This window comes from Mycobacterium sp. MYCO198283 (assembly GCF_021213805.1).
GTDB lineage: Bacteria > Actinomycetota > Actinomycetes > Mycobacteriales > Mycobacteriaceae > Mycobacterium.
In genome coordinates, this window is record NZ_JAJQJI010000004.1 from 162236 (window position 1) to 186160 (window position 23925).

The window sequence follows — 23925 nt, forward strand, 5'->3', positions numbered from 1 at the left end:
TCCGATAACGCTCCGATGACAGGGCTCACCAGCACAAACCGGTAGGCGTTGAATGGCGGGATGACCCCGTCACCGCCCGCACCGCAGCAGCCGGACCCCGCGTTGCCGCACCAGTTCGACCACACCCACGCCGACGTCAGCGGAGGCTGGTTGCGGGCGGCCACGTTCGGGGCGATGGACGGCTTGGTGAGCAACACTGCGCTCGTCGCCGGCGTGGCCGCCGCCGGCAACCCCCGGACGGTGCTGCTCGGCGGCATCGCGGGCCTGCTCGCGGGGGCGTTCTCGATGGCGCTCGGCGAGTACACGTCGGTGACCACCGCCAACGAGCAGATCGACTCCGAGGTGCGGGTGGAGCGGCAAGCGTTCCGCCAGCATCCCGCGGCCGAGCGCGCCGAGCTCATCGGCATGCTGACGGGCATGGGCATGTCCACCGAGACCGCGCAGCGCGCCACCGACGAAATCCACCGCGACGAGACCCGGGCGCTGAACTTCCATCTCAGCCAGGAGTTGGGCGTCGACCCGCAGGAGAAGCCGTCGCCGCGGGTGGCCGCCGTCTCGTCGTTCGTCACCTTCGCCGTCGGTGCGGTGATCCCGCTGCTGCCCTACCTGCTCGGCTACACCTCGCTGGCGGCGGGCCTTGCCTGCGGGGCGATCGGGCTGGTGGTCGCGGGCGGGCTGGCGGCGCGCTTCACCCGCCGGCCGGTGTGGCGGGGAGCGGTGCGGCAGTTGGCGTTCGGTGCGATCGCCATCACGGCGACCCATCTGGTGGGGCTACAGGTCGACGCGTTCCTGTCGTGAACCGGGTCAGCTCTCGTTGCCGACGGTGACCGCTTCGGCGGTGTCGAGCGGCTCCACCGGCTCCTCGTCGTCGACGCCGGCCAGGTGGCGCCGCGACGCGACGAGCACCGCCGCGCCGGCCAGCACCGCCGCCGCGCCCACCCAGTACGGCAGGTGGATGCTGACCCGCTCGCCGAGCGTGGTGGCGAGCCAGGGCGCCAGGGCGGCACCGGCGAAGCGGACGAAGCTGTAGGCGGCGGAGGCCACGGCCCGCTCGACGGGCGCGACTTTCATGACCGTCTCGGTGATCAGGGTGTTGTTGATGCCGATGAACAGGCCGGCGATCACGACACAGCTCGCCAGCACCGCCTTGTGGTCGGTGCCCAGTGCCATGGCCACCAACGTCGCGGTCATCGCCAGCAGGTTGAGGATCAGCACCCGCACCGTGCCGAACCGGTGCTGCAGGCGCGGCGCCGCGACGACCGACGTGAACGCCAGCGCCACGCCCCAGCCGAAGAACACGAAGCCGATGCCGGAGGCGCCCATGTCCAGCGGGAACGGCGTGAACGCCAGCAGGGTGAAGAACCCGAAGTTGTACAGCAGCGCGGTCACGGCGACGCCGAGCAGCCCACGGTGGCGCAGGGCGCGGAACGGATCGGCGAGGGTGGTCGCCCGCGTGGCCGGTGGGGTGGCCGGCAGCAGGAACGCGGTGACGAGCAGCGCGAGAACCATCAGCACCGAGACGCCGAAGAACGGACCACGCCAGGAGATGGCGCCCAGCACGCCGCCGACCAGCGGGCCCACCGCGATGCCGAGGCCGAGCGCCGCCTCGTAGAGGATGATCGCCTGCGCCACCGAGCCGCGCGCCGAGCTGACGATGGTGGCCAGCGCGGTCGCGATGAACAGCGCGTTGCCCAGCCCCCACAGCGCCCGCCAGCCCACGATCTGTAGCACGGTGTCGGACATGCCCGCCAGCCCGGCCCCGGCGATGATGATCGCCAATCCGAGCAGCAGCGTCCGCTTGGGGCCGATGCGGCTGGACACCACGCCGGTGACGAGCATCGCCACGCCCATCACGGCCATGTAGCTGGTGAACAGCAGCGACACCTGGGACGGCGTCGCGTCGAGCGTCTCGGCGATCGGCTTGAGGATCGGATCGACGAGGCCGATCCCCATGAACGCGACGACGGACGCGAAGGCAACGGCCCAGACGGCTTTGGGTTGACGCCACATGCTGCGGCAGCTCCTCACTTTCAGTTCAGTCGGTGCGGTCGGCGGTCGCATCGGCGACCAGTCGGCGCAGGATGTCGACGGCCTCGGCCAGCGTCGCCCGCTCCGAGGCGGTGAGTCGCTGCAGATAGGGGTCGATCGCGGCGGTGCGGTCGGCGCGAGCCTGCGCCAGGGTGCGGCTGCCCAGCTCGGTGATGCGGATGCGGGTGGCGCGGGCATCGTCGGGATCGGCGGCGCGGGTGACCAGCTTGGCGTCCTCGAGCCGCCGGACCTGCGTGGTCATGGTCGGTTGCGAGCAGTGGTCGAGTGCCGCCAAATCCGTGATGCGGGCCGCGCCCTGCTCCTCGATGGTGGACAGCAGCCGGGCCTGCGCCCACGGCAGCGGAAGCCGGGTGCGCTGGGTGGCGAGCCGGTTGAGACGCGCGACGACGCCGAGGAGGTCCGCACCGAGTCCCCACGAGGGGGAACCTTCGGGCGGCTCGGTGGACGACGCGGTCATGCCCGTCATGTTACATAGCTTCACTATGTAGATTCAAACCACGGCGGCCCCGGCCGCATCCCGGCTGGCAGACTTGAGCGATGACCGTCACCGGCGCAGCGGCGCGCGGGCCGCTGCGACCGGCCGAACTGGCGCAGGCAGCGGTCATGGCCGCCTTGACCGCCGCGACCGCCATCATCGCCGTCGTGGTGCCGTTCGCGGCGGCGTTGTCGCTGCTCGGCACGGTCCCGATGGGACTCCTGGCCTACCGGTCGAGGCTGCGGGTGCTGCTGACGGCCGGCATCGCCGGGGGGTTGATCGCCTTCCTCATCGCCGGGCTGGGCGGGATGATGACCGTGGTCAACTGCGCGTTCATCGGCGCGATGATCGGTGTCGTCAAGCGCCGCGGCCGCGGCACACCGACCGTCGTGGTCGCCGCGGTCGCCGGCGGGCTCGCGTTCGGGCTGGCGATCGTGCTGGCGCTCGCCATCCTGTCCCGGCTGCGCAACCTCATCTTCGACTCCCTGCAGGCCAACGTCGACGGCATGACCGCCGTGCTGGAACGGGTCCCGCGGCTCGTCCCGCTCGCCGAGGCGGTCAGCACGGGCTTCGGGGTGTTCGTCCGGTACTGGCCGGCCTTCATGGCCGGGTTTTCGGTCGTCGCGATCTTGTGGGTCACGCTCTTCGGCTGGTGGGTCCTCAACCGCGTGACCGCCCGGCTGCACGGTGTGCCCGACACCTCCCAGCTCGACGACGTTCCGGCCGACGACCGCCCCGTCGGGCCGGTCCCGGTGGTACTGCGCGACGTGCGGTTCCGGTATCCCGCGGCGGACCGCGACGCCCTGGGCCCGGTGTCCTTGCGGCTGGAGCCCGGCGAGCACATCGCGGTCACCGGCGCGAACGGCTCGGGGAAGACGACGCTGATGCGTGTGCTCGCCGGCCGCCCGCCGACCGCGGGAACGGTGGAACGGCCCGGCGGTGTCGGCCTCGGACGTATCGGCGGCACCGCCGTCGTCATGCAGCACCCGGAGAGCCAGATCCTCGGCACGCGGGTCGCCGACGACGTCGTGTGGGGGCTGCCGCCGGGCGCCGCCGTCGACGTGGCGCGGCTGCTCGGCGAGGTCGGGCTGACCGGTCTGGCGGAGCGCGAGACCGGCGGGCTGTCCGGCGGCGAACTGCAGCGCCTTGCGGTGGCCGCGGCCCTGGCCCGCGAACCCGCCCTGTTGATCGCCGACGAAGTGACCACGATGGTCGACCAGCAGGGCCGCGACGACCTGCTGTCGCTGCTGGGCGGTCTGACCGACCGGCACCGCATGGCGCTGGTGCACATCACCCACTACAACAACGAAGCCGATATCGCCGACCGGACCGTCGAGCTCAGCAGTGGCCCATCCGGGCCGCCCCGGCTGGTCGACACCGTCGAATCCCCGCACGACGGTGTGCGGTCCGCGGTGTCCGCGGCGCCGGTCATCACCGTCGACCGGGTCGGGCACGTCTATGCGCAGCACACCCCGTGGGCGGCCACCGCGCTGCGCGACATTAGCTTCGAGGTGCACGAAGGTGACGGCGTGCTGATCCACGGCGGCAACGGATCCGGCAAGTCGACGCTGGCCTGGATCATGGCGGGCCTCACCGTCCCGTCGAGCGGGCGCTGCCTGCTCGACGGCAAGCCGGTGTCCCAGCAGGTGGGCGCCGTTGCCATGTCGTTCCAGGCGGCGCGGCTGCAGCTCATGCGGGGCAAGGTGGGGCGCGACGTCGCCGGCGCCGCCGGTTTCCCGCCCGACGACACCGATCGGATCGTCGAGGCGCTGTCCTTGGTGGGCCTGGGACCCGAGCTGGCGGACCGCCGCGTCGACGAGTTGAGCGGGGGCCAGATGCGGCGGGTCGTCTTGGCCGGTCTGCTGGCGCGCTCGCCGCGGGCGCTGATCCTCGACGAACCCCTCGCGGGACTCGACGCCGAGAGCCAGCGCGGGCTGCTCCGCCTGCTCGTCGAGCTGCGACGCAACGCCGGCCTGACCGTCGTGGTGATCTCACACGACTTCCACGGGCTGGAGGACCTGTGCCCCCGGACGCTGCACCTGCGCCAGGGCGCGATCGAACCGGCCACCGCAGCCACGGAGGGCGCGTCGTGACCGACGACAGCATGGCCGTCCAGGCCGCCGCAAAGGCGCGCGATCTGCTGCTGCAGTCGCAGCGCCGGCCGGTCGTGCTGCTGCGGCCGCTGCCCGGCGACTCACCCATCCACCGGTTGTGGGCGGGCACGAAACTGCTGGTGGTGCTGTTCATCTCGATCCTGCTGACGTTTTATCCCGGCTGGCTGCCGATCGCGGCGGTCGCGGTGCTGGTGGTGGTCGCGGCGCGCCTGGCGCACGTGTCGCGGGGCGCGCTGCCGACGGTGCCGCGCTTCCTGTGGGCGCTGCTCGTGCTCGGCGGGGTCACGGCGGCGTTCAGCGGCGGCGCACCCAACCTCGACATCGGTTCGGTGACGGTCGGTTTCGGCGGCCTGCTCAAGTTCTTGCGGATCACCGCGCTGTCGATCGTGCTGCTCGGGCTCGGCGCGTTGATCTCCTGGACGACGAACGTCGCCGACGTCGCACCGGCCGTCGCGAAACTCGGTCGGCCGCTCAAGATCCTGCGCGTGCCCGTCGACGAGTGGGCCGTCGCGCTCGCCCTGGCGCTGCGGGCGTTCCCCATGCTCATCGACGAGTTCCGCACCCTGCACGCCGCCCGGCGGCTCCGCCCGCGCGTCGTGCCGCCGACCCGGCTGGCGCGTTGGCGCCGGTGGAGCTGGGAGGTGATCGATCTGGTCACCGCGGCGCTCACCGTCGCGCTGCGCCGCGCCGACGAGATGGGCGACGCGATCACCGCGCGAGGTGGCGCAGGCCAGATCTCCGCGGCGCCCGCGGGTCCCACCCGAGCGGACTTCTGGGCATTCGTCGTCGTCGCGTTGGTGTGCGGCGCGGGGCTGGGTCTCGAATTGGTGGCGCCCTCGACCTGACGCGCGGCGATACGTCTGCCACGCGGCAGTGGCACCGTTACGGTGGACGCGTGACAGCCCAGCGCGAGGTGGACCCCGAATTCCTCGCTCTGCCCCGCCATGAGCTGGCCGACGCGGCGCTGTCCGCGGCGACCTCGGCGGGCGCGAGCTATGCCGACGTGCGGATCCAGCGCCTCACCACCGAGATCATCCAGCTTCGCGACGGCGAGCTCGAGACCTCGGTGACCAGCCGCGAGATCGGGCTGGCGGTCCGCGTGATCGTCGACGGCACCTGGGGATTCGCGTCGCACGCCGAACTCGACGCCGACGTCGCCGCGGCCACCGCGCGGCGTGCGGTCGAGGTGGCCACCTCCCTGGCGGCGCTCAACGGTGAGCGCATCGAGCTGGTCGGCGAACCCGTGTACCGCGACGCCACCTGGGTGTCGAGCTACCGGATCGATCCCTTCGAGATCCCGTCCGCCGACAAGATCGCCGTGCTGGCGGACTACACGCAGCGGGTGCTGCGCGCCGACGGCATCGATCACGTGTCGGCCGGCCTCAACACCGTGAAGGAGCAGAGCTTCTACGCCGACACCCACGGCTCGTCGATCACCCAGCAGCGGGTGCGAATACTGCCGCGGCTCGACGCCGTGGCGGTCGACGCGAAGGAGGGCACCTTCGAGTCGATGCGGGCGCTCGCACCACCGATGGGCCGCGGCTGGGAAGCCGTCGTCGACACCGAGATCTTCGACTGGCGACGGGAATTGGAGCTCCTTCCGGCGCTGCTCGCCGAGAAGGTGGCCGCGCCGACCGTCGCCGCGGGCATCAAAGACCTCGTCATCCATCCGAGCAATCTGTGGCTGACGATCCACGAATCCGTCGGCCACGCCACCGAATACGACCGTGCGATCGGATACGAGGCGGCCTACGCCGGCACGTCCTTCGCCACCCCGGACAAGCTCGGCACGCTGCGCTACGGGTCTTCCGCCATGAACGTCACCGCGGACCGCACGGTGGAGCACGGGCTCGCCACCGTGGGGTACGACGACGATGGCGTGGCAGCACAGCGCTGGGATCTGGTGCGGGACGGGATCTTCGTCGGCTATCAGCTCGACCGGGTCTTCGCCCACCGTATGGGACAGACCCGCTCGAACGGCTGCTCGTATGCCGACTCGCCGCATCACGTTCCGATCCAGCGGATGGCCAACGTGTCGCTGCTGCCGAGCGACGAGCGGTTCTCCACCCAGGATCTCATCAGCCGGGTGGACGACGGCATCTACATCGTCGGCGACAAGAGCTGGTCGATCGATATGCAGCGCTACAACTTCCAGTTCACCGGTCAGCGCTTCTACCAGATCCGCAACGGCGAGGTGGTCCACCAGCTGCGCGACGTCGCCTACCAGTCCACGACCACCGACTTCTGGCGTTGCCTCGAAGCCGTGGGCGGCCCGCAGACATGGGAACTGCACGGCGCCTTCAATTGCGGCAAGGCGCAACCCGGCCAGGTGGCGCCCGTCAGCCACGGTGCCCCGAGCGCGCTGTTCCGCGGAGTCCGCGTCCTCAACACCCGGATCGAGGGCGGCCGGTGATCCCCGCGCAGCAGGTGCTCGACACCGCGCTGGGCGCCGCCACCGTGGACGAGACCATCGTCATCGTCACCGATCGTTCGGAGGCGTCGCTGCGGTGGGCCGGCAACTCGATGACCACCAACGGCGTCTCGACGGCGCGCACCACCACCGTGATTTCGGTTGTGCGACAGCGCGGTCGGGCGTTCGTCGGATCGGTGCAATCGAGCGAGGTCGACCCGGCCGTCATCCCGGAGCTGGTCGCTGCCAGCGAGGACGCAGCGCGGTCGGCTCCGGAGGCGCGTGACAGTGCGCCGCTGCTGGCCGGTACCGATGTGCCCGACGATTGGGACGACGAGATCGCGGGCACCGGCGCCCACGTATTCCGCGGGATCGCCGAGCCGCTGCGTCGTGGCTTCGGGGGACAGAACCGGCTCTACGGCTTCGCCCACCACGTCGTCGAGACCACGTTCCTGGCCACCTCGACCGGTGTACGCCGGCGCTTCACGCAGCCGACCGGATCGGTGGAGGTCAACGCCAAGAACGACGCGGGCAGCGCGTGGGCCGGCGTCAGCACGCCCGACTTCGCCGACGTCGGACTGGAATCCATGCTGGCGCAGCTGAATACGCGGTTGCGGTGGTCGGCCCGCTCTGTCGATCTCCCGCCGGGGCGGTATCCGACGTTGATGCCGCCGTCGACGGTCGCCGACATGATGATCTACCTGGCGTGGACGCTCGACGGTCGTGGCGCCCACGAGGGCCGCACCGCGCTGTCGGCGCCGGGCGGCGGCACGCGGGTGGGGGAGAAGCTGTGCAACATGCCGCTCACGCTGTACTCCGACCCGGCGGCGGATCCGTTGCGGTGCATGCCGTTCGTGGCGGCGGCCAGTTCGTCGGAGCGGATGTCGGTGTTCGACAACGGCATGGACATCGGCCGCGTCGACTGGATCCGCGACGGTGTCCTCAACGCGCTGGCGTATCCGCGTGCCGCCGCGGCGGAGTTCGGTGCCCCGGTGGCCGTGCCGGCCGACAATTTGCTGATGACCGGCGGCACCGCGTCGCTCGAGGAGATGATCGCGGACACTGAGCGAGGGCTGCTGCTGACCACGTTGTGGTACATCCGCGAGGTCGATCCCACGACGCTGCTGCTCACCGGGCTGACGCGTGACGGGGTGTACCTGGTCGAGGACGGTGAGGTCAGTGCCGCGGTGAACAACTTCCGCTTCGACGAAAGCCCGATCGACCTGCTCCGGCGCGCCACCGAGGCGGGGCGCACCGAGATCACGCTGCCCCGCGAATGGGGTGACTGGGCCACGCGGGCGGCCATGCCGCCGCTGCGCGTCCCGGATTTCCACATGTCGTCGGTCAGTCAGGCGCAGTGAGCGCGTGAGACGATAGCCGTCGCGCGTCGAGCGCACGGGGCGGTAGCTCAGTCGGTTAGAGCCGCGGACTCATAATCCGTTGGTCGCGGGTTCGAGCCCCGCCCGCCCCACCGAAAAGTGCCTGGTAGAAGCTCTTGTGACGCTTAGGGCGCCCTCGTGTCCACCCTCACCCCGGCGCCACCCCAGGCTACGGACGTGGCATTGGCGATCTGTCGCAAAGCTCTGAGATGCTCGGATTGTGGCAGCGACCGTTCCTCCCTACACCGACATGCTGTGGCCGACGCTTCAGGCTGCAATCGCTCTGGGAGGGTCGGCCTCCATCGCCGAGTTGGACGCTGCGGTGATCGACCGCGAGCAGTTCTCCGAGGAGCAACAAGCCGTCCTTCACGGAGACGGGCCGCAGACCGAGATCCAATACCGGCTCGCCTGGGCGCGGACCTACCTCAAAGGGATGGGCTTGCTCACCAACAGCAAGCGCGGAGTGTGGACGGTCACGGAGGCCGGACGGGCCGCGACCCAAGAGCAGATCGGCCCACTGCACCAGCAGTTCGTTAACTCCTACAACAAGAAGAGCAAGAAGAAGGGCGCGGCGAACGAAGTCCGACGCGGCCAGTGAGCTGGACCAGGTAGAGGCCGAAGCTGAAGCGGACTGGAAGGACGCCCTGTTGGAGACGCTGCTCAAGATGTCACCGACCGCGTTCGAGCGGCTAGCGCAGCGGCTGTTGCGGGAATCCGGGTTCAGCAGTGCGGTTGTCACCGGCAGGGCGGGTGACGGTGGCATCGATGGCCTTGGCTTCTACCAAATTTCACTCTTGAGCTTCCCGGTGTTCTTCCAGTGCAAGCGCTACAGAGGCAGCGTGGGCAGCTCGGCCGTGCGGGACTTCCGTGGAGCAATGGCTGGTCGCGGTGAGAAGGGGTTGCTGACACGACCGGCACTTTCACGAACGACGCTCGCGCGGAGGCCAAGCGCGACGGCGCGCCGCCCATCGACCTCATCGATGGCGACCGCTTGTGCGACTTGCTAAAGGACAACGCCATCGGTGTTTCCACCACCAAGCGCGTCGTGGAGGACGTGAAGGTGGAGGCCGACTACTTCCTGACCCTAGAGCCCAAGGTGTGAGCGGCAGGCGGGCTGCAGCTGCGAAGTGGCTGAATTCGTTGCGGAACAGTACGTCGCCGATAATGGTTCAGCGGCGGCACCGATCGCCATGCCGACCGTCAGCGCACCTGCCCAGGCAACCTCGCGGAGTTCCGAAAGCGGCTCGGGCTTAATTCATGCTTCTGGTGACCTACTCCATCCACGGTCACCGATTACCAGCAGTGCACTCGCGACGGAAAAGTGATGGCGTCGAACGCTAATTCGTCGCCGTGGCGCCAGCGACCGAGCGCGGCGTGGAGGGCCATGCGGTCGCGATGGCGCAGGCTCCGGTTCTCCTGCCGGTGCTGTGGACCACCGTGGCACACCCAGCAGGAGCAAACATTGGTTCCTGAGTAGTGCAGGGTCCAAGAGCAGCGGGTCGCTGGCAGCCAGCCGGCCTAACGGACGGGGAGGTTGCGCAGGGAGATCACACACGGCGTGATCGGATGCGTGTTGCGCGTCGGCGGCGAGATCGCCGCAAGCGAGCCGAACCACGCGTCCAACGCTATCAGCCGCAGCAAATCGGGAAGCCGCAACCTATGCGTCATGACCACGGTTGGACTGCTCGAACCAGAGCAGCCCGCCCGGCTCCTCGGAACCGAGCGCGTGACCCACCGCCCATAGCCAGTGGTCGTCTTGGTCCCGCTCTGGCGAACCCTTGGGGAAGTCACACTCAGGGAACGGGTTGCAGTCCTCGCCGTCGCCTCGATGCGCGGCGGCGCGGCCCAGGCAGAACGGACAATCGTCGTGGTCCTCGGAGTTCTCGAGCGCGCTTGGCGTGAGCCGCACCTTCCGGCCGTCAGGCAGGCGAAAGTCCTCGTCCATGCCACCTATGCTCCCATCAGCTCCTGCGTCGGAGTCTCGGTTGGCACATTCCGTCCAAGCGGGCATGGAAGTTCAGCAAGTACGCGGTACCCGCTCGATCGGCGGGACAGGTTCGTCGGGCACATAAGCCGTTGAATCCACATGACTGGTTGCCGTCGACGCCGGCCGAGCTCACAGACACCCGCGACTTCGTTGCCCAGCGACGCACGCTTTGCGTCGTTGTCAATAATGTTTCGCTGATCGCGCCCGTCGTGCCGTCCGGCGCCGACTCCGTTTCCGATCTTGAACGGGACCCGACGTGCGGTAATGGCGCACAGATGCCCGCCACAGGGCCGTGTGAAACCTGAATGAATCAAATCAAGCAGTTCGCGGCGATTAGTTCGTGCGTTTGCTGCTCGGCCATAGTATGGTTCCCCCACGGCACGAGTGGGGGAGGTTGACATGAAGCGTTCACCTGGAAGTCGTCGAGGCCGGCACCGCCGGATCGGTGCTCACCGACGTCGCGTCCTGCAGCCCATCATCGACCGGTCGCCCGAGCGCGTGGGGCGTCGCCACGAGCGTTCCCGGTCTTCGGGCTCGCAACAGCTCGCGGTCGCCGTCGCGGTCGTCGGTGTGACGGCCGTCGCCGGGGCCATCAGCGGGTTACCCGCCAGCGGGGAGACGACCATCCGTGTCACCAACACCGCGGCTACCACTGCGGCGACACCGCAGGAGGTGCTCGCAGCGGTCGCGGCGGGTGGCCGGAACTCGGCGGCGACCTACGCGGCCTCCTTCCTGGCGCCCGCGGACGCGGCGGCGGCCGTGGCGGCTCTCGTCAACGGCTATCGGGAGGCGGTCGACGCACGCCTCGCCGAGGCGCAGGCCGATCCTTCGCTGCTCTCGCCGGGGCGAATCCCGTTCTGGGCCTTCGGTGTTCCCGGCGTTGCGAGCACTGCCGCCGACGGCGGCTGGGCGGTTGACGGCGCCGACGGGCCGGCGGTCGACGCCGTCCAGGCATGGCAGGTGCTGAACACGCTGGGGCCGTTGGCGTTCGGCGGCGGCAACTTCGGCACCGTCCTCTTCAACCAGAACCCGGACCCCACGGCGCCGTCCGGTGCGCGGCCGGTGTTCAACGCCGCCAACATGGGAACCTGGCTGGCCAGCCTCGGCGATCTGGGCGGCAGCAACGGCACGATCGGCTGGATCCTCAACAACACCTTCGGTTCCGGCGACGGCGGCATCGCCGACGCGACCGGCCTCTTGCAGACGACCAACCGCTTGGGCCCCGCCGTCTTCAACCTCAACGTGCTCAAGTACATCAACTTCGTCCAACCGCCGAACGGGGAGACGCTGCCGGACGGTCAGCTGGACGCGGTCCGGGCCGTCGACATCGGGCAGTGGGAGGCCGGCATCCCCGGGCTGCTCTACAACACCGGCACAACGGGATTCGTCACCAACCGCAGTGTCGGCGTCGGGCTCGGCAATGCGGACTTCATCGGCGGGCTGCAGACCACGCTGTACGTCGGGCCGGTGGCCTTCACCTTCAACTTCCTGCCGTCCGGCGGGTTTTCGCCGCTCCGGTTCGTCCCGTCTGCAGCGTCGTTCGCTGATCCCACCACCCCGGCAGGCGTCATCAGCGTCACCAGCGCTACGGCGCCGACGCCGGTGGCAGCAGCCGCACCACCGCAGGCAACCACCGCCCCGTTCCGGAGCATGGTGGCCGACGGCGCGGCCGCTGAGCACGAGACCGGCACCACCCAGGCGACCGCTGCGGCGGCGCCGGCAGCGCGCCCGGCGGCGATCAATCCGCCGGCGCACGACCCCGCGCCGGCGCTCGGCAACGGCGGGACCGCGGCCGGCAACACCACGCCGCCAGCGCAAGCCACGGCGGTCGCCGACCAGGCTGACGACGCCTACGTCGGCAAGCACCGCGCGGCGGTGGTGGACGACGAGTCCCTGGGCAAGCATCGCGCTGCGGCGGACGCCAACGACACCGGCACGCAACGCTCGGCGGACGACGAAAACACCGGCCAGCACCGCGCGGCAGACGACGGCGAGGCCGCGGGGAAGTCTCGCACGCAAGCCGATCAGAGCTCGGACCACACCAGCAACAAGTCGTCCAACTCTGAGTCGAACTCGTAGCGGCTCAAGCCTCGGCGAAGAGCGCAGCGACGTCGTCCTGCGCTGACGGCGGTCAGCCGGCAGCGCAGGGCCGCGGTCGGCACGAGCCGGGGCAGGCCATCAGCGCGACGCCCACCGGTCGATGCGCTGGGCGTGTTCGGGGTCGTGGTGGGCCAGCGGCTGCATCGCCGCAGCCATCCCGAGCGTCGACTCCAGCGAACCGGAGCGGGATTCCTGCAGCAACCGCTTGGCCATGCGGAGTGCTTCGGGCGGATTCTTCGTGATCCGGGCCGCCAGCGCCGCCGCCTCGGCGAGCAGCTGCTCGTGGGGGACCACCCGGCTCACCATGCCCCACTGGAGGGCGGTGGCGGCGTCGATGCGGTCGCCCGTGAAGGTCAGCTCTGCGGCCCGTTCGTAGCCGACGGCCCGCGGCAGGAACCAGCTGCCGCCGTCACCGGGGATGAGGCCGATCTGCACGAAGCTCTCGGCGAACGACGCGCGTTCGGACGCCACCCGGATGTCGCACATCATCGCCAGGTCGCAGCCGGCGCCGACGGCCGGCCCGTTCACGGCGGCGATCAGCGGTACTTCGAGGCGGGCGAGCGCCCGCGGGATGCGTTGGATGCCGTCGACGTAGGCGCGCCGCTGGGCTATCGGATCCAGCCCGAACATGCCTGAGCGGTCGGCCATCTCCTTCACGTTGCCGCCGGCGGAGAAGATCTTGCCCTCACCGGTGAGGATGACCGCGCGGACGTCGATGTCGGCGTTGGCGGCGTCCACCGCGGCCTCGACAGCGCGGATGAAGCCCTTGTCGGTGATCGCGTTGCCAGCCTGCGGCAAGTTGATGATCCAGGTCTGCGTGTGGTCGCCGGTGGTGATGCGCAGCGGTCCGTCGACGGGTTCAGAGCTCACGGAAGGCGAGCGTACTGCGCGCCCGAGGCCCGGATTCGCGCCGTGAGCTCAGCGGCGCTCGGGGCCGCGCCTTACGCGCCGACCAGCGAGTCGATCCATCCGCGCGAGAAATACAGCAGGAAGCCGACCGCCACAATCCACAGCAAGGGGCTCACCTCGCGGGCCTTCCCGGATGCGGTGCGAATGACGGCCCAGGAGATGAAGCCGACGCCGATGCCGTTGGCGATCGAGTAGCTGAGCGGCATGACCGCGACGGTCAGCACGACGGGCAGCGCCACGGAGAAGTCGCCGAAGTCGATCTCCCGCAGGTGTGAGGCCATCATGACGCCGACGATCACCAGTGCGGCCGCCGCCACCTCGCTGGGAACGATCTTCGCCAGCGGGGTGAGGAACGTGGCCGCGAGGAACAGCACGCCCGTCACCACGTTGGCCAGGCCGGTGCGCGCGCCCTCGCCGATGCCGGCGCCGGACTCGATGAAGACGGTGTTCGACGACGCCGATGACGCGCCGCCGACCGCGGCGCCGGCTCCCTCGACCACCAGCGCCGACCGCAGACGCGGGAAATCACCGTGCTCGTCGGCGAGCCCTGCCTGCCGCGAGAGCCCGGTGAAAGTGCCCATGGCGTCGAAGAAATTGGTGAACACCAGCGTGAAGACCAGCATCACCGCGGCCAGGACGCCGATCCGGCCGAAGCTGTCCAGGCTGACGGCACCCACCAGCGACAGATCCGGCAGTGCGAAGGGCGAGCCGTCCAGCGCCGGCACGCTCAGCCCCCACCCGCCGGGGTTGTCCTGCGCCGAGCCCAGATGCCAGCTGGCCTCGATCACCACAGCCACCACGGTGCCGGCCACCAGACCGATGAGGATGCCGCCGCGCACCCGTCGCGCCACCAGGATCGCCGTCCCCAGCAGCGTGAGGACGAAGATCAGGGCCGGCACAGTGGAGATGGACCCGAGCCCCTCCTTGCCCAGCCCGACCGGCGGCGACGGCAGCCCGGTCGAACCGACGAAGCCGGCGTCGATGAGCCCGATGAACAGGATGAACAGGCCGATGCCGGCGGTGATCGCCAGCTTCAGCGGCATCGGCACCGCATCGAAGATCAGCTTGCGCAACCCGGTGACGGCCAGCGCCACGATGATGAGGCCGTCGATGGCCACCAGGCCCATCGCCTCGGGCCAGCTCAGCGAGCCCACTACCGACGACGCCAGGAACGAGTTGATGCCCAGGCCTGCGGCGAAGGCGAACGGTAGCCGCGCGACGAGGCCGAACACGATCGTCAAGGCACCCGCGGCCAGTGAGGTGACGGCGGAGACCTGAGCGAAGTCGAGTTCGTTGCCGTCGACGTCCGGCTTGCCCGCGAGGATGATCGGGTTCAGGACGATGATGTAGGCCATCGCGATGAAGGTGACGACCCCGCCGCGCACCTCGGTGGCGACCGTCGAGCCGCGCGCGGTGATGTCGAAGAACCGGTCGAGGCGAGTCACCGTTCAGACCTTAGAGACCGCGGCCGACATCGGCGCGCTCGCCGCGGTAACACTTCGGAGCCGGCAGCGATAGAACCACCGGAAGTGTCGCGGCGGCTGCCGGCCTGCAGGTCGGTGTCGGGGGAGATGGCTGCGTGGCAGCGGTGGCGACGAGCCACGTTCCTGAGAGCCGGAGGAGTTCCGATGCGAGGTCCCGTTCAGATGTGCCGCAAGCGCACCGCCGTCGCCGTGTTGGCGTCGGGGGTGGTCATCTCGCTGACGGCACTGACCGGCGGGGTGGCGCCCGCCCTGGCCGACCCGGACCGCAAACCGGCGGCGCCCACCGCGCCGACATCGGTCATGCCGGAGGTCGACGCGCCGGCGGTTCCGGCGGCGCCCGTGCCGGACGTGCCCACCGCGGCGCCTGTGCAACCCGCCGCGCCTGCGCAACCCGCCGCCCCGGCAGCGCCCGCCGCGCCTGCGCAACCGGCGGCCCCGGCAGCGCCCGCCGCGCCGGCTGCGCCGGTTGCTCCTCCCGCGCAACCACAACAGCCCGCGCCCAGCGCCGCGGCCCCCAGTGCCGCAGCCCCGACGCCCAGCGCGGCAGCCCCCAGTGCCCCGGCCCCGGCTCCCAGCGCCGCACGTCGGCCCGCGCCGAGCCAGGCGGCGCCGAGCGCCGCCCCCTCGTCGGCGCCGAGCGCCCCGCCGTCGGCGGCACCGAGCGCGCCTCGGCCCAGCGCCGCGGCGCCCTCGACTGCTCCCGCTGCCCGGCCGTCCGCCGCGCCTGCCGAACCCGCCGTCACGCCGGCGCCTTCGCCGGCCGCTGCGCCCAGCGCGGCGGTGGCACCGTCGTCAGCTGCCGCACCGTCACCAGCTGCCGCGCCGTCCTCGGCCGCCCCGCCGGCCGACGCGTCACCCTCGCCGAGCGCACCGGGCGCCGCGAGCGCGCCGCGGCCGACCGAGCCGTCCGGCTCCGCGGCGCCCACGACCGGCGAGACCTCGCCGGGCGGGGCGACCGAACGGTCGAAGACCTCCGGCGAGTCGTCGACGATCTCGGAGCAGGCGCTGCCGGTGACGCCCACGGCGCCGGAAACCCTGGTGGCGCCCGAACCCGACGTGCAACTGGCGCGCAAGGCGAACCCCGTCGAGGTGAAGCCCGATCCGGCGCCCGCCACCGATGTCGAGGCGATGGCCAAGATCGTCGAGCTGCAACGGACACGCGACGGCCAACGCTCCGACGAGCGTCAGGAGGTCCGGCTCGCCAACGATCGCGAATGGAACCGGCCGGTACGGCAGTGGCGGCCCGACTGGGTGGAGTACGACGAGTTCTACCGGCCGATCGTCTTGAACCCCTATCGGGCGCCGGTGCGAATCGTGTACGTCTACCAGAACCTTCCGCGGGTCGTCTATGTCCCGCCGCTCGCACGCATCGTGCTCGACGTCGCCGAATTCGCCGCCTACAGCTTCACGGCTGTCGTCCTGAACACCGTCAACACCGCCGTCAACCTGGTGAACGCCGCGGTTGACACCGCCGTCGACGTGGCGGTGGGCACCTTCTTCGGCGGCGGGTACATCCCCCGCGCGGGGCTGCCGACCTTCGTCCCGCCACCGCTGGTGCGCTACGACAACGTCCCGGTCTTCGTGCGGTACTCCCAGGCCCGTTACGAGCCGTTCCGCGTCAACCGCATCATCGACATGGGCGATGACGTCCGGTACGGCGAGCGTCGGGTGCTGCTCGACGGCGTCACCCCGGCCTGGGGCGTGTGGAACCAGACTCCCGGCGGAGAGCGGTTGTTCGAGGTGCACCGCACCCAGCAGTTCCCGGGTCTCGACGAGCCTGGTGAAGGTCCGTTGCCCGGCAACTACCAGCTGCGGCTGGCCTCCGACAACGCCGCGCCCGACACGGGCCTGTCACGCATGGACGTGTTCCTGATGGCGGCCGGTGGCACCGCAGCGGTGATGAGCCTGGGCGCGTTGGCGTTCGTCTTCGGCGTGCGGCGCCGCGGCGCACTGCACTAGAAGGCGGGTCAGCGGCGGGCCGTTCCGATGAGCGGCCCGCCGTCCGTCCGCTGCAACAGGCAGATCACCGCGCTCGGCGCGGGATTCGACGACGTCCGGTTCTGCTCCGAGTCGATCAGATACGAAAAGGCAAGCGGCGCTGCGTCGCCGGCGTAGTCGCGCAAGCCGGCGGCGCAGCGTTGGTCGGCCACCTCGGCGATCGCCGCGTTGACGTCGATGTCGGCTCGCAGATACACCTCCGCCGCGTGCGGGGTGGTGCAGTCGACGGTGTCCACGGTCAGCACCGTCGGATCGGTGGGCGGCGGGTCGCGCAGGCAATCGCCGACGTCGAGGTAGATCCATGGCGTTGCCTGCGCCGTCGGTGCGGGCAGCGGGGGACTGGGCGCGGCGGGGGCGTGCGTGCTCGTCGTTGCGGTGGTGGGCGGCGGCGGGCTCGCCTCGTCACCGCAGCCCGACGCCATCGCGACGAGCGCGCACATGCCCGCCGTCGAGCGCAACGCCCTCGCCATGCTCGGATCGTAAGTCGCCGAGCCGGACTCGGTGGCGCCTTCCAGCGGGGACACCTGTGCGATGCTCGTGGCGTCGGATCGACGACCAACGGAGGCGCCATGACGTCGGGCATACCTGCGCTCGTCGAGACGCTGCCCGCCCACCGCTTCGACGAGGCGGCGCTGGCCCGGTATCTGTCCGATCACCTACCCGGATTCGACGGCGACGTCGTCATTCGGCAGTTCCAGGGCGGGCAGAGCAATCCGACGTTCCACCTGTCCACCGCCGCCGGCGACTATGTGCTGCGCAAGAAGCCGCCCGGCCGACTGCTGCCGCGTGCACACGCCGTCGAGCGGGAGTACCGGGTGATCGCTGCGTTGGCAGATTCGGCGGTCCCGGTGCCGCGGGCGCGGCTGCTCTGCGAAGACCCAACCGTCATCGGCACGCCCTTTTTCGTCATGGACTACCTGCCGGGACGCGTCTTCGCCGATGCGGCGATGCCCGGGGAGCCCGACGAGGACCGTCGAGCCGCGTACGACGACCTCGCCCGGGTGCTCGCCGAGCTTCATCGCGTCGACTGGCGACGTGTCGGGCTGGCCGACTACGGACGACCGGATGGCTACATGCAACGACAGGTGGCGCTCTGGACCCGGCAATGGGAGGCCGCGAAGGTCGAGGAGATGCCGGCGATGGACGCGCTGGCGGCCTGGCTGCCCGCGCACCTGCCGGTCGAGGACGAGGCGGCGTGCATCGCTCACGGCGACTTCCGGCTGGGCAACGTGATCCTCGCGCCGCACGAACCGCGCGTCATCGCCGTGCTCGACTGGGAGCTGGCGACCATCGGCCATCCGCTGGCCGACGTCGGCTACTTCCTCGTCTACCACTTCGAGCAGGACGGCGGCATCGAGTCCGGGCGCGACGACTTCGTGTCGGCGTACTGCCGTCACGCGGGCCGCGACGTCCCCGCCTCGCTCGACGTCTTCGTCATCTTCTCGCTGTTCCGGCTGGCCTCGATCGTCGCGGGCGTGTGGCGTCGCGGGCTCGACGGCAACGCGGCCGACGCGCGCGCGGGAACCGACGAGTTCCGCGACCGATACCGGGCGCTCGCCGAGCGGGGATGGGAGCTCGCGCGGTCGGTGTGAGGCCGCGACGAGAGCGGCGACGAACCGCCTCAGGCGTGCACGTTGCGCAGCCCGACCGCGTGACGCAAGCCCGAGCAGTTGTAGCAGCCGACGCAGCCGATGCAGTCCACGCAACGCGCACAGCCCACGCAGCCGACACATCGGGCGCATGCCGCGCAGCCGGCGCAGGCCAGGCATGCGCTCATCGCGAAGCACAGCACTGTCAGCGCGCAGCCGCTGATCGCGGCGCTCGCCGTCGTGGCGACGGAGCCGGACACACCGGCACTGGCCGAGGTGGCGACCGACCCGGCAACGCCGGCGCTGGCGGCGGTGGCGATCGAACCGGCAACACCGGCGCTGGCGGCGGTCGCGATCGAACCCGCCACGGCCACACTGCGATCGGTGGCGCGGGAGCGCACCACGGTGCTGCTCACCCGGCCGTCATTCGGTCGCCTCCGACGCCAGCCGCGGCCGCGCGGGCGGGATCGCCGCCAGCAGCGCACGGGTGTAGTCGTGCTCGGGGGATGCGAAGAGCTCGGCCGCGGGCCGGTATTCGACGGCCTCGCCGCGGCGCAGCACCAGCACGTCGTGGCTCATGCGCTGCACCACGGCGAGGTCGTGGGCGATGAACAGATAGGTCAGCCCGAGTTCGCGCTGCAAGCCGGCGAGCAAATCGAGCACCCGGTCCTGCACCGAGACGTCGAGCGAGGCGGTGGACTCGTCGAAGATCATCAGCTCCGGTTCACCGGCGAGCGCCCGGGCGATGCTCACGCGTTGCCGCTGGCCGCCGGAGAGTTCATGCGGATAGCGGCCGGCGAAGTCGGCGGGTAATCCGACCAGGTCCAGCAGTTCGGCGACCCGCCGGCGACGCGCGTCGCGGCCGTCGGCCAGCCGGTGCACGAGCAGCGGCTCGGCAATGGACTGCTCGACGCGGCTGCGCGGGTCGAGGGAGGCGAACGGGTCCTGCATCACCAGGCCGATGCGGCGGCGCAACGCCCGCACGGCGCGGCCGCGCACCGAGAGCACGTCCGTGTCGCCGAGCGTGGCCGTCCCCGATCTCGGGGTGACCAGACCGGTCAGCGCCGCGGCGACGGTCGACTTGCCGGAGCCGGATTCGCCGACCAGCCCGAGCGTGGTGCCGCGCCGGATCGCGAACGAGACGTCCTTCACCGCGTGCACCACCTGGCGGCCGACCGGAGTCGACACCTCGAACCGCACGTCGAGGCCGGTGACGGTCAGCAGCGGTTCGGCGTCGGCGGGTGCCGGGGCCGGCCCGTCACCGCCGAGCAGCGGGCGGGCCGCCAGCAGGGTCTTGGTGTACTCGTCGCGCGGCCGGTCGAAGATGTCGAGCACCGGCGCCTGCTCGACCGCCTGCCCCTCGCGCAGCACTGTCACGTCGTCGGCCACCTGACCGATGACGCCGAGGTCGTGGCTGATCCATATCACCGCGGTGCCGAAGTCGCGCTGCAGCGCGCGCACCAGCTCGACGGTCTGCGCCTGCGTCGTCACGTCCAGCGACGTCGTGGGTTCGTCGGCGATCAGCAGCTCGGGGTCGCACGCGAGCGCGATCGCGATCATCACCCGCTGCCGCTGGCCGCCGGACAGCTGATGCGGATAACTCGACAACCGGTGCTCCGGCTCGGGCAGCCCCACCGCGTCGAGCAGTTCGACCGCCCTGGCCCGGGCGGCGCGCCGGGTGAGTCCGCGATGCGCCGTCAGCGACTCGGTGATCTGGCGCTCCAACGTCAGCAGCGGATTGAGCGACGTGCCGGGATCCTGGAAGACGAAGCCGATCCGGCCGCCGTGCACCGTGCGCAGCGTGCGGGCGGGGGCGCCGACGATCTCGACGGGCGAATCCGCCTGGCCGGCAAGCACGCTCGACCCGCCCACTCTGGCTGCGGGCGCGTCGAGCAGGCCGGTCGCCGCCAGCACGGTCATCGACTTGCCGGACCCGGACTCGCCGACGATGCCGAGGGTCTGCTCGCGCTGTACCTGCAGCGAGATGCCGTGCACGATCTCGCTTCTGCCGATGGCGACGGTCAGGCCGGCGACGCGCAGCACGGGGTCGGTCATCGGGTCCGCCGCGCCTCGATGACCGTGCGCTGCCGCGGGTCGAGCACGTCGCGCAGGCCGTCGCCCAGCAGGTTGAACGCGAGCACGATGACGAAGATTGCCGCGCCGGGGAACACCGCCATCCACCAGGCCAGCGTCACGAAACCCTGTGAGTCGTAGATCATCCGGCCCAGCGACGGCTGCGGTGGCTGGATACCGAGCCCGAGGAACGACAACGCCGCCTCGGAGAGGATCGCAAAGGCCAGCGACAACGAGGTCTGCACGATCAGCGGGCCGGCGACGTTCGGGAGCACGTGCCGGCGCAGGATGAACAGGTCGCCGGCCCCGATGGTGCGCGACACCTCGACGAACGGTTCGACCCGGACGCCGAGCGTGCTGGCGCGGGCCACCCGGGCGAAGATCGGCGTGTAGACGATGCCGATCGCGAGGATCGTCGTGGTGACCCCGGGCCCGAGGATCGCCACCACGGCCAGCGCCAACAGCAGCACCGGAAACGCGAACATCACGTCGACCACCCGCATGAGCACCGTGTCGAGCCAGCCACCGCGGTAGCCGCTCAGCACCCCGATCGTCACGCCCACGACGACGGCGAACACCACGCTGACCACCGCCACGCGCAGCGACGCCTGCATGGCGACGACGACCCTCGACAGCACGTCGCGGCCCAGCTCGTCGGTGCCGAACCAGTGTGCGCCGCTGGGGGATTGGAGGGCGGTGGGCACGTCGACGTCGTTGACGCCGTACGGCGCGAGCCAGGTCGCGAACACCGCGACGACCGCGACGACCAGCAACACGGCAGCGCTGGCGGCACTGACCGGATTGCCGAGCAGCAACCGCCAGGAGGCGACGCGGGTACTGGGCGAGTCGCTCATGAGAGCCGGATCCGGGGGTCGACGACCGCGTACAGCGCGTCCACGACGAGGTTGATCAGCAGGAACAGCGCGGCGATGAGCAGCACCGCGCCCTGGATGACGGGGTAGTCGCGGGCCGCGACGGCGTTGTACACCAGCCGTCCCAGCCCGGGCCACGAGAACACCACCTCGACGACGATCACGCCGCCGAGGATGGTAGCCAGCTGGATGCCGGTGATCGTGAGGATGGGCACGAGCGCGTTGCGGACGATGTGGCGCATCGTGACGACCCGCGGCGCGAGGCCTTTCGACCGCGCGGTGCGCACGTACCCGGAGTCGGCGACCTCCAGGACCGCCGAGCGGACGTAGCGGGTCATGATCGCGCCGGCCACCAGCCCGACCGTCAGCGCGGGCAGCACGATGTGCGAGAGCCAGCCGCCCGGGTCGTCGAACAGCGGGCGGTACCCCGACGTCGGGAGCCAGCCCAGCGTCGACGCGAACAGCGCGATGAACAGGATCCCGAGCCAGAAGTCGGGTACCGACACCCCGAACTGGCTCGCCACCCGCACCGCGGCATCGCCCGCCCGGCCCTGGTGCAGCGCCGAGAAGATCCCGGCGGGCAGGGCGATGAGCAGCGCGATGACGATCCCGCAGAGCGCCAGCGAGGCGGTGGCGGGCAGCCGCTCGAGCAGCAGCCCCGTGACCGGGTCGCCGTTGCGGAAGCTCACCCCGAGGTTGCCGGTGAGCGCGGAGGTCAGGTAGCCGAAGAACTGCTCGATCAGCGGCCGATCGAGCCCGCTCGCCGAGCGCAGCGCCGCGTAGGCCTCCGGGGTGTAGCGGGTGCCCAGCGCGATCCGCACCGGATCGCCCGGGACGAGTTGCACGAGCGCGAACACCACCACGAGCACGCCGAAGAGCACCACTACCGAGTGCAGCACCCGCCGGGCGAGGAACCGCACCACGGGGTGGGCGCTCATCGCGCCTGCTCCCGGTCGAGTTGCGCGGTGGCGAAGCGGACCGCGCCGTCGCGGCGCGCCTGGTAGCCGGTCAGCGCCGTCGTCCAGGCCTGGATCACCGACGGGTTGTACAGGTAGATGTAGCTCACCAGGTCCGCGATGCGGGTGGCTGCCTGCGCATAGTCCGCCGCGCGGGCGTTGCGGTCGACCTCGACGCGGGCGGCGTCGAGCAGCCGGTCCACCTCGGCGTCGCTGAAGTGCTGCGCGTTCGACGTGCCCTTGCTGTGGTGCTGGGCGTAGTAGAAGTCGTCGGGGTCGATGTTGCCCAGCCAGCCGAGCATCAGCATGTCGAAGTTGCCGTTGTTCTGGTCGTCGAGCCATGTGGCGAAGTCGACGGTCCGGATCTTGACCGTGAACCCGAGCGGGGCGAGGTTGTCGGCGATGATCTGGGCGGCGGTGACGGTCTCCGGGTATTCCGTCGTCACCAACATGTCGAGGTCGCCGGGCTGCACGCCGGCCTCCTCGAGCAGCGCCTTCGCCTTGTCGGGGTCGTAGCGGTAGGTGTCGTACGGGGTGTACCAGGGGTTGCCCGGCGGGATGGCCAGCTGGTTGGCGGTGGCGGTGCCGTAACTGGTCGCCGTGACGATCGCGTCGCGGTCGATGCCGTAGGCGACGGCCCGGCGAACCCGCACGTCGTTCCACGGCGCACGGGCCTGGTTGAGCGCGAGGTACCAGTAGTCGTTGCTCGGCGTCACCGCCAACCGCAGCGAATCGTCGTTGCGCAGCTGGGCGACCCGTTGCGGCGGTATGGAGTCGGTCCAGTCCACCTCGCCGGCCTGCAGCGCCGAGAGGGCCGTCGTGGCCTCCGGGACGAAGCGGAACGTCACGCCGGAGATCTTCGGGCGGGCACCCCAGTAGCCGTCGTAGGTCTTCAGCGTGATCGAATCGCCGCTCGTCGCGCCGACCACCGCGAACGGGCCGGTGCCGACCGGGCGCGTCGCGATCTCGCCGCTCTCGACGTTGCGCCGCGACACGATCGCCATGCCCTTGAAGCCGCCGAGGTTGGTCAGCAGGTTCGGCGTCGGCTGGGCCACCGTGATCTGCACCGTGCGGTCATCGAGTGCCCGGACGTCGGTGACCGCGCTGAACTTGTCGACGTTCGACAATTTCTCGTCGATGATCCTGCGGTAGGAGTAGACGACGTCGTCGGCGCGCAGCGGCGTTCCGTCGTGGAACGTCACGCCCGGACGCAGGTGGAACGTCCATACGCGCTGGTCGGGAGTCGTCTCCCAGGAGGTCGCCAGGGCGGGGCGCATCTGCAGGTTTTCGTCCGGCTCCACCAGCGTGTCGAAGACGTTCTCCAGCACCTCGAACGAGAAGTAGGCCGTCGTCTTGTGGGGATCGAGCTGGTCGGGTTCGCCGGCGATCGCGGCGATCAGGTTTCCCGACGCCGCGTCACCCAGATCGACCCGCCGACCGGTCGAGCAGCCCGCCGCCACCACGGCCGATATCACCAGCGCACCGACGAATCGGAGTGCGACGGGCCGGCGCATTGGTTCACCGTAGGCG

20 protein-coding genes, 1 tRNA gene and 1 pseudogene are annotated in these 23925 nt (G+C 70.6%); 10 read left to right on the forward strand and 12 right to left on the reverse strand.

Annotation, left to right across the window (positions count from 1 at the left end):
- Positions 1–60 precede the first annotated feature (60 nt).
- Positions 61–798 carry a VIT1/CCC1 transporter family protein gene (locus tag LV457_RS09720; protein WP_232170586.1) on the forward strand — a complete coding sequence of 246 codons (738 nt, stop codon included), beginning with the start codon at positions 61–63 and terminating at the stop codon, positions 796–798.
- 6 nt (positions 799–804) lie between these two features.
- On the opposite strand, the gene LV457_RS09725 is transcribed toward LV457_RS09720, so the two are convergent.
- Together LV457_RS09725 and LV457_RS09730 are read right to left on the reverse strand one after the other, a co-directional pair.
- Positions 805–2010: an MFS transporter gene (locus LV457_RS09725; protein WP_232170587.1), complete on the reverse strand. Its 1206-nt coding sequence runs from the start codon at positions 2008–2010 to the stop codon at positions 805–807.
- A 25-nt stretch (positions 2011–2035) separates the two neighbouring features.
- Positions 2036–2515 (reverse strand): MarR family winged helix-turn-helix transcriptional regulator, encoded by a 480-nt coding sequence (locus LV457_RS09730; protein ID WP_374198791.1) that lies wholly within the window; start codon positions 2513–2515, stop codon positions 2036–2038.
- 71 nt (positions 2516–2586) lie between these two features.
- Between LV457_RS09730 and LV457_RS09735 the strand changes: the two genes are divergently transcribed.
- The 6 genes and pseudogenes from LV457_RS09735 to LV457_RS09760 all read left to right on the forward strand — a co-directional run.
- Positions 2587–4617: an ABC transporter ATP-binding protein gene (locus LV457_RS09735; RefSeq protein ID WP_232170589.1), complete on the forward strand. Its 2031-nt coding sequence runs from the start codon at positions 2587–2589 to the stop codon at positions 4615–4617.
- Positions 4614–5483: a CbiQ family ECF transporter T component gene (locus LV457_RS09740; protein ID WP_374198792.1), complete on the forward strand. Its 870-nt coding sequence runs from the start codon at positions 4614–4616 to the stop codon at positions 5481–5483. Before LV457_RS09735 ends, LV457_RS09740 begins: the two co-directional genes overlap by 4 nt.
- Positions 5484–5533: 50 nt before the next feature.
- The gene (locus LV457_RS09745) at positions 5534–7051 is read left to right on the forward strand and encodes a TldD/PmbA family protein (RefSeq protein WP_232170590.1); all 1518 of its coding nucleotides are present in this window, start codon (positions 5534–5536) and stop codon (positions 7049–7051) included.
- Positions 7048–8409, forward strand: a complete 1362-nt coding sequence (locus LV457_RS09750) for a TldD/PmbA family protein (protein WP_232170591.1) — start codon at positions 7048–7050, stop codon at positions 8407–8409. The genes LV457_RS09745 and LV457_RS09750 overlap by 4 nt, the downstream gene beginning before the upstream one ends.
- Before the next feature lie 36 nt (positions 8410–8445).
- A tRNA-Ile gene (locus LV457_RS09755) sits at positions 8446–8519 on the forward strand.
- Between the two features lie 117 nt (positions 8520–8636).
- A pseudogene (locus LV457_RS09760) lies at positions 8637–9529 on the forward strand (restriction endonuclease); the annotation flags it as partial.
- Positions 9530–10084: 555 nt separating this feature from the next.
- On the opposite strand, the gene LV457_RS09765 reads toward LV457_RS09760, so the two are convergent.
- Positions 10085–10372, reverse strand: a complete 288-nt coding sequence (locus LV457_RS09765) for a hypothetical protein (protein WP_232170592.1) — start codon at positions 10370–10372, stop codon at positions 10085–10087.
- 612 nt (positions 10373–10984) lie between these two features.
- On the opposite strand from LV457_RS09765, the gene LV457_RS09770 reads away from it, so the two are divergent.
- On the forward strand, positions 10985–12493 hold the full coding sequence (locus tag LV457_RS09770; protein ID WP_232170593.1) for a hypothetical protein: 1509 nt from the start codon (positions 10985–10987) through the stop codon (positions 12491–12493).
- Positions 12494–12592: 99 nt separating this feature from the next.
- Here LV457_RS09770 and LV457_RS09775 read toward each other — a convergent pair whose 3' ends face one another.
- The 3 genes from LV457_RS09775 to LV457_RS09785 all read right to left on the reverse strand — a co-directional run bounded on the left by LV457_RS09775 (position 12593) and on the right by LV457_RS09785 (position 15929).
- On the reverse strand, positions 12593–13384 hold the full coding sequence (locus LV457_RS09775) for a crotonase/enoyl-CoA hydratase family protein (protein WP_232170594.1): 792 nt from the start codon (positions 13382–13384) through the stop codon (positions 12593–12595).
- Positions 13385–13455: 71 nt separating this feature from the next.
- On the reverse strand, positions 13456–14868 hold the full coding sequence (locus LV457_RS09780) for an NCS2 family permease (protein ID WP_232170595.1): 1413 nt from the start codon (positions 14866–14868) through the stop codon (positions 13456–13458).
- A 197-nt stretch (positions 14869–15065) separates the two neighbouring features.
- Positions 15066–15929, reverse strand: a complete 864-nt coding sequence (locus tag LV457_RS09785) for a hypothetical protein (protein WP_232170998.1) — start codon at positions 15927–15929, stop codon at positions 15066–15068.
- Here LV457_RS09785 and LV457_RS09790 point away from each other — a divergent pair.
- Complete coding sequence (locus LV457_RS09790) at positions 15919–16866, forward strand: hypothetical protein (RefSeq protein ID WP_232170596.1); 948 nt, start codon at positions 15919–15921, stop codon at positions 16864–16866. The two genes, LV457_RS09785 and LV457_RS09790, sit on opposite strands and share 11 nt — an antisense overlap.
- An 8-nt stretch (positions 16867–16874) precedes the next feature.
- On the opposite strand, the gene LV457_RS09795 is transcribed toward LV457_RS09790, so the two are convergent.
- The gene (locus LV457_RS09795; protein ID WP_232170597.1) at positions 16875–17375 is read right to left on the reverse strand and encodes a hypothetical protein; all 501 of its coding nucleotides are present in this window, start codon (positions 17373–17375) and stop codon (positions 16875–16877) included.
- Positions 17376–17474: 99 nt separating this feature from the next.
- On the opposite strand from LV457_RS09795, the gene LV457_RS09800 reads away from it, so the two are divergent.
- Complete coding sequence (locus LV457_RS09800) at positions 17475–18497, forward strand: phosphotransferase (protein WP_232170598.1); 1023 nt, start codon at positions 17475–17477, stop codon at positions 18495–18497.
- A 29-nt stretch (positions 18498–18526) separates the two neighbouring features.
- Here LV457_RS09800 and LV457_RS09805 read toward each other — a convergent pair whose 3' ends face one another.
- The 5 genes from LV457_RS09805 to LV457_RS09825 are packed head-to-tail and all read right to left on the reverse strand — an operon-like array spanning position 18527 to position 23909.
- Positions 18527–18910, reverse strand: coding sequence for a hypothetical protein (locus LV457_RS09805; protein ID WP_232170599.1), 384 nt, complete (start codon positions 18908–18910; stop codon positions 18527–18529).
- A gap of 7 nt (positions 18911–18917) precedes the next feature.
- Positions 18918–20549, reverse strand: a complete 1632-nt coding sequence (locus tag LV457_RS09810; protein WP_232170600.1) for an ABC transporter ATP-binding protein — start codon at positions 20547–20549, stop codon at positions 18918–18920.
- Positions 20546–21421, reverse strand: coding sequence for an ABC transporter permease (locus LV457_RS09815; RefSeq protein ID WP_232170601.1), 876 nt, complete (start codon positions 21419–21421; stop codon positions 20546–20548). Before LV457_RS09815 ends, LV457_RS09810 begins: the two co-directional genes overlap by 4 nt.
- Positions 21418–22377, reverse strand: a complete 960-nt coding sequence (locus LV457_RS09820; protein WP_232170602.1) for an ABC transporter permease — start codon at positions 22375–22377, stop codon at positions 21418–21420. Before LV457_RS09820 ends, LV457_RS09815 begins: the two co-directional genes overlap by 4 nt.
- A complete protein-coding gene (locus LV457_RS09825) occupies positions 22374–23909 on the reverse strand; it encodes an ABC transporter substrate-binding protein (protein ID WP_232170603.1) in 1536 nt (511 codons plus the stop codon). The genes LV457_RS09820 and LV457_RS09825 overlap by 4 nt, the downstream gene beginning before the upstream one ends.
- Positions 23910–23925 lie beyond the last annotated feature (16 nt).

Bases quoted from the DNA above. Each gene is read 5' to 3' on its own strand.
- LV457_RS09720 (WP_232170586.1), top strand. From the start codon at position 61: ATGACCCCGTCACCGCCCGCACCGCAGCAGCCGGACCCCGCGTTGCCG.
- LV457_RS09725 (WP_232170587.1), bottom strand. From the start codon at position 2,010: ATGTGGCGTCAACCCAAAGCCGTCTGGGCCGTTGCCTTCGCGTCCGTC.
- LV457_RS09730 (WP_374198791.1), bottom strand. From the start codon at position 2,515: ATGACGGGCATGACCGCGTCGTCCACCGAGCCGCCCGAAGGTTCCCCC.
- LV457_RS09735 (WP_232170589.1), top strand. From the start codon at position 2,587: ATGACCGTCACCGGCGCAGCGGCGCGCGGGCCGCTGCGACCGGCCGAA.
- LV457_RS09765 (WP_232170592.1), bottom strand. From the start codon at position 10,372: ATGGACGAGGACTTTCGCCTGCCTGACGGCCGGAAGGTGCGGCTCACG.
- LV457_RS09795 (WP_232170597.1), bottom strand. From the start codon at position 17,375: ATGGCGAGGGCGTTGCGCTCGACGGCGGGCATGTGCGCGCTCGTCGCG.
- LV457_RS09800 (WP_232170598.1), top strand. From the start codon at position 17,475: ATGACGTCGGGCATACCTGCGCTCGTCGAGACGCTGCCCGCCCACCGC.
- LV457_RS09810 (WP_232170600.1), bottom strand. From the start codon at position 20,549: ATGACCGACCCCGTGCTGCGCGTCGCCGGCCTGACCGTCGCCATCGGC.
- LV457_RS09815 (WP_232170601.1), bottom strand. From the start codon at position 21,421: ATGAGCGACTCGCCCAGTACCCGCGTCGCCTCCTGGCGGTTGCTGCTC.
- LV457_RS09820 (WP_232170602.1), bottom strand. From the start codon at position 22,377: ATGAGCGCCCACCCCGTGGTGCGGTTCCTCGCCCGGCGGGTGCTGCAC.
- LV457_RS09825 (WP_232170603.1), bottom strand. From the start codon at position 23,909: ATGCGCCGGCCCGTCGCACTCCGATTCGTCGGTGCGCTGGTGATATCG.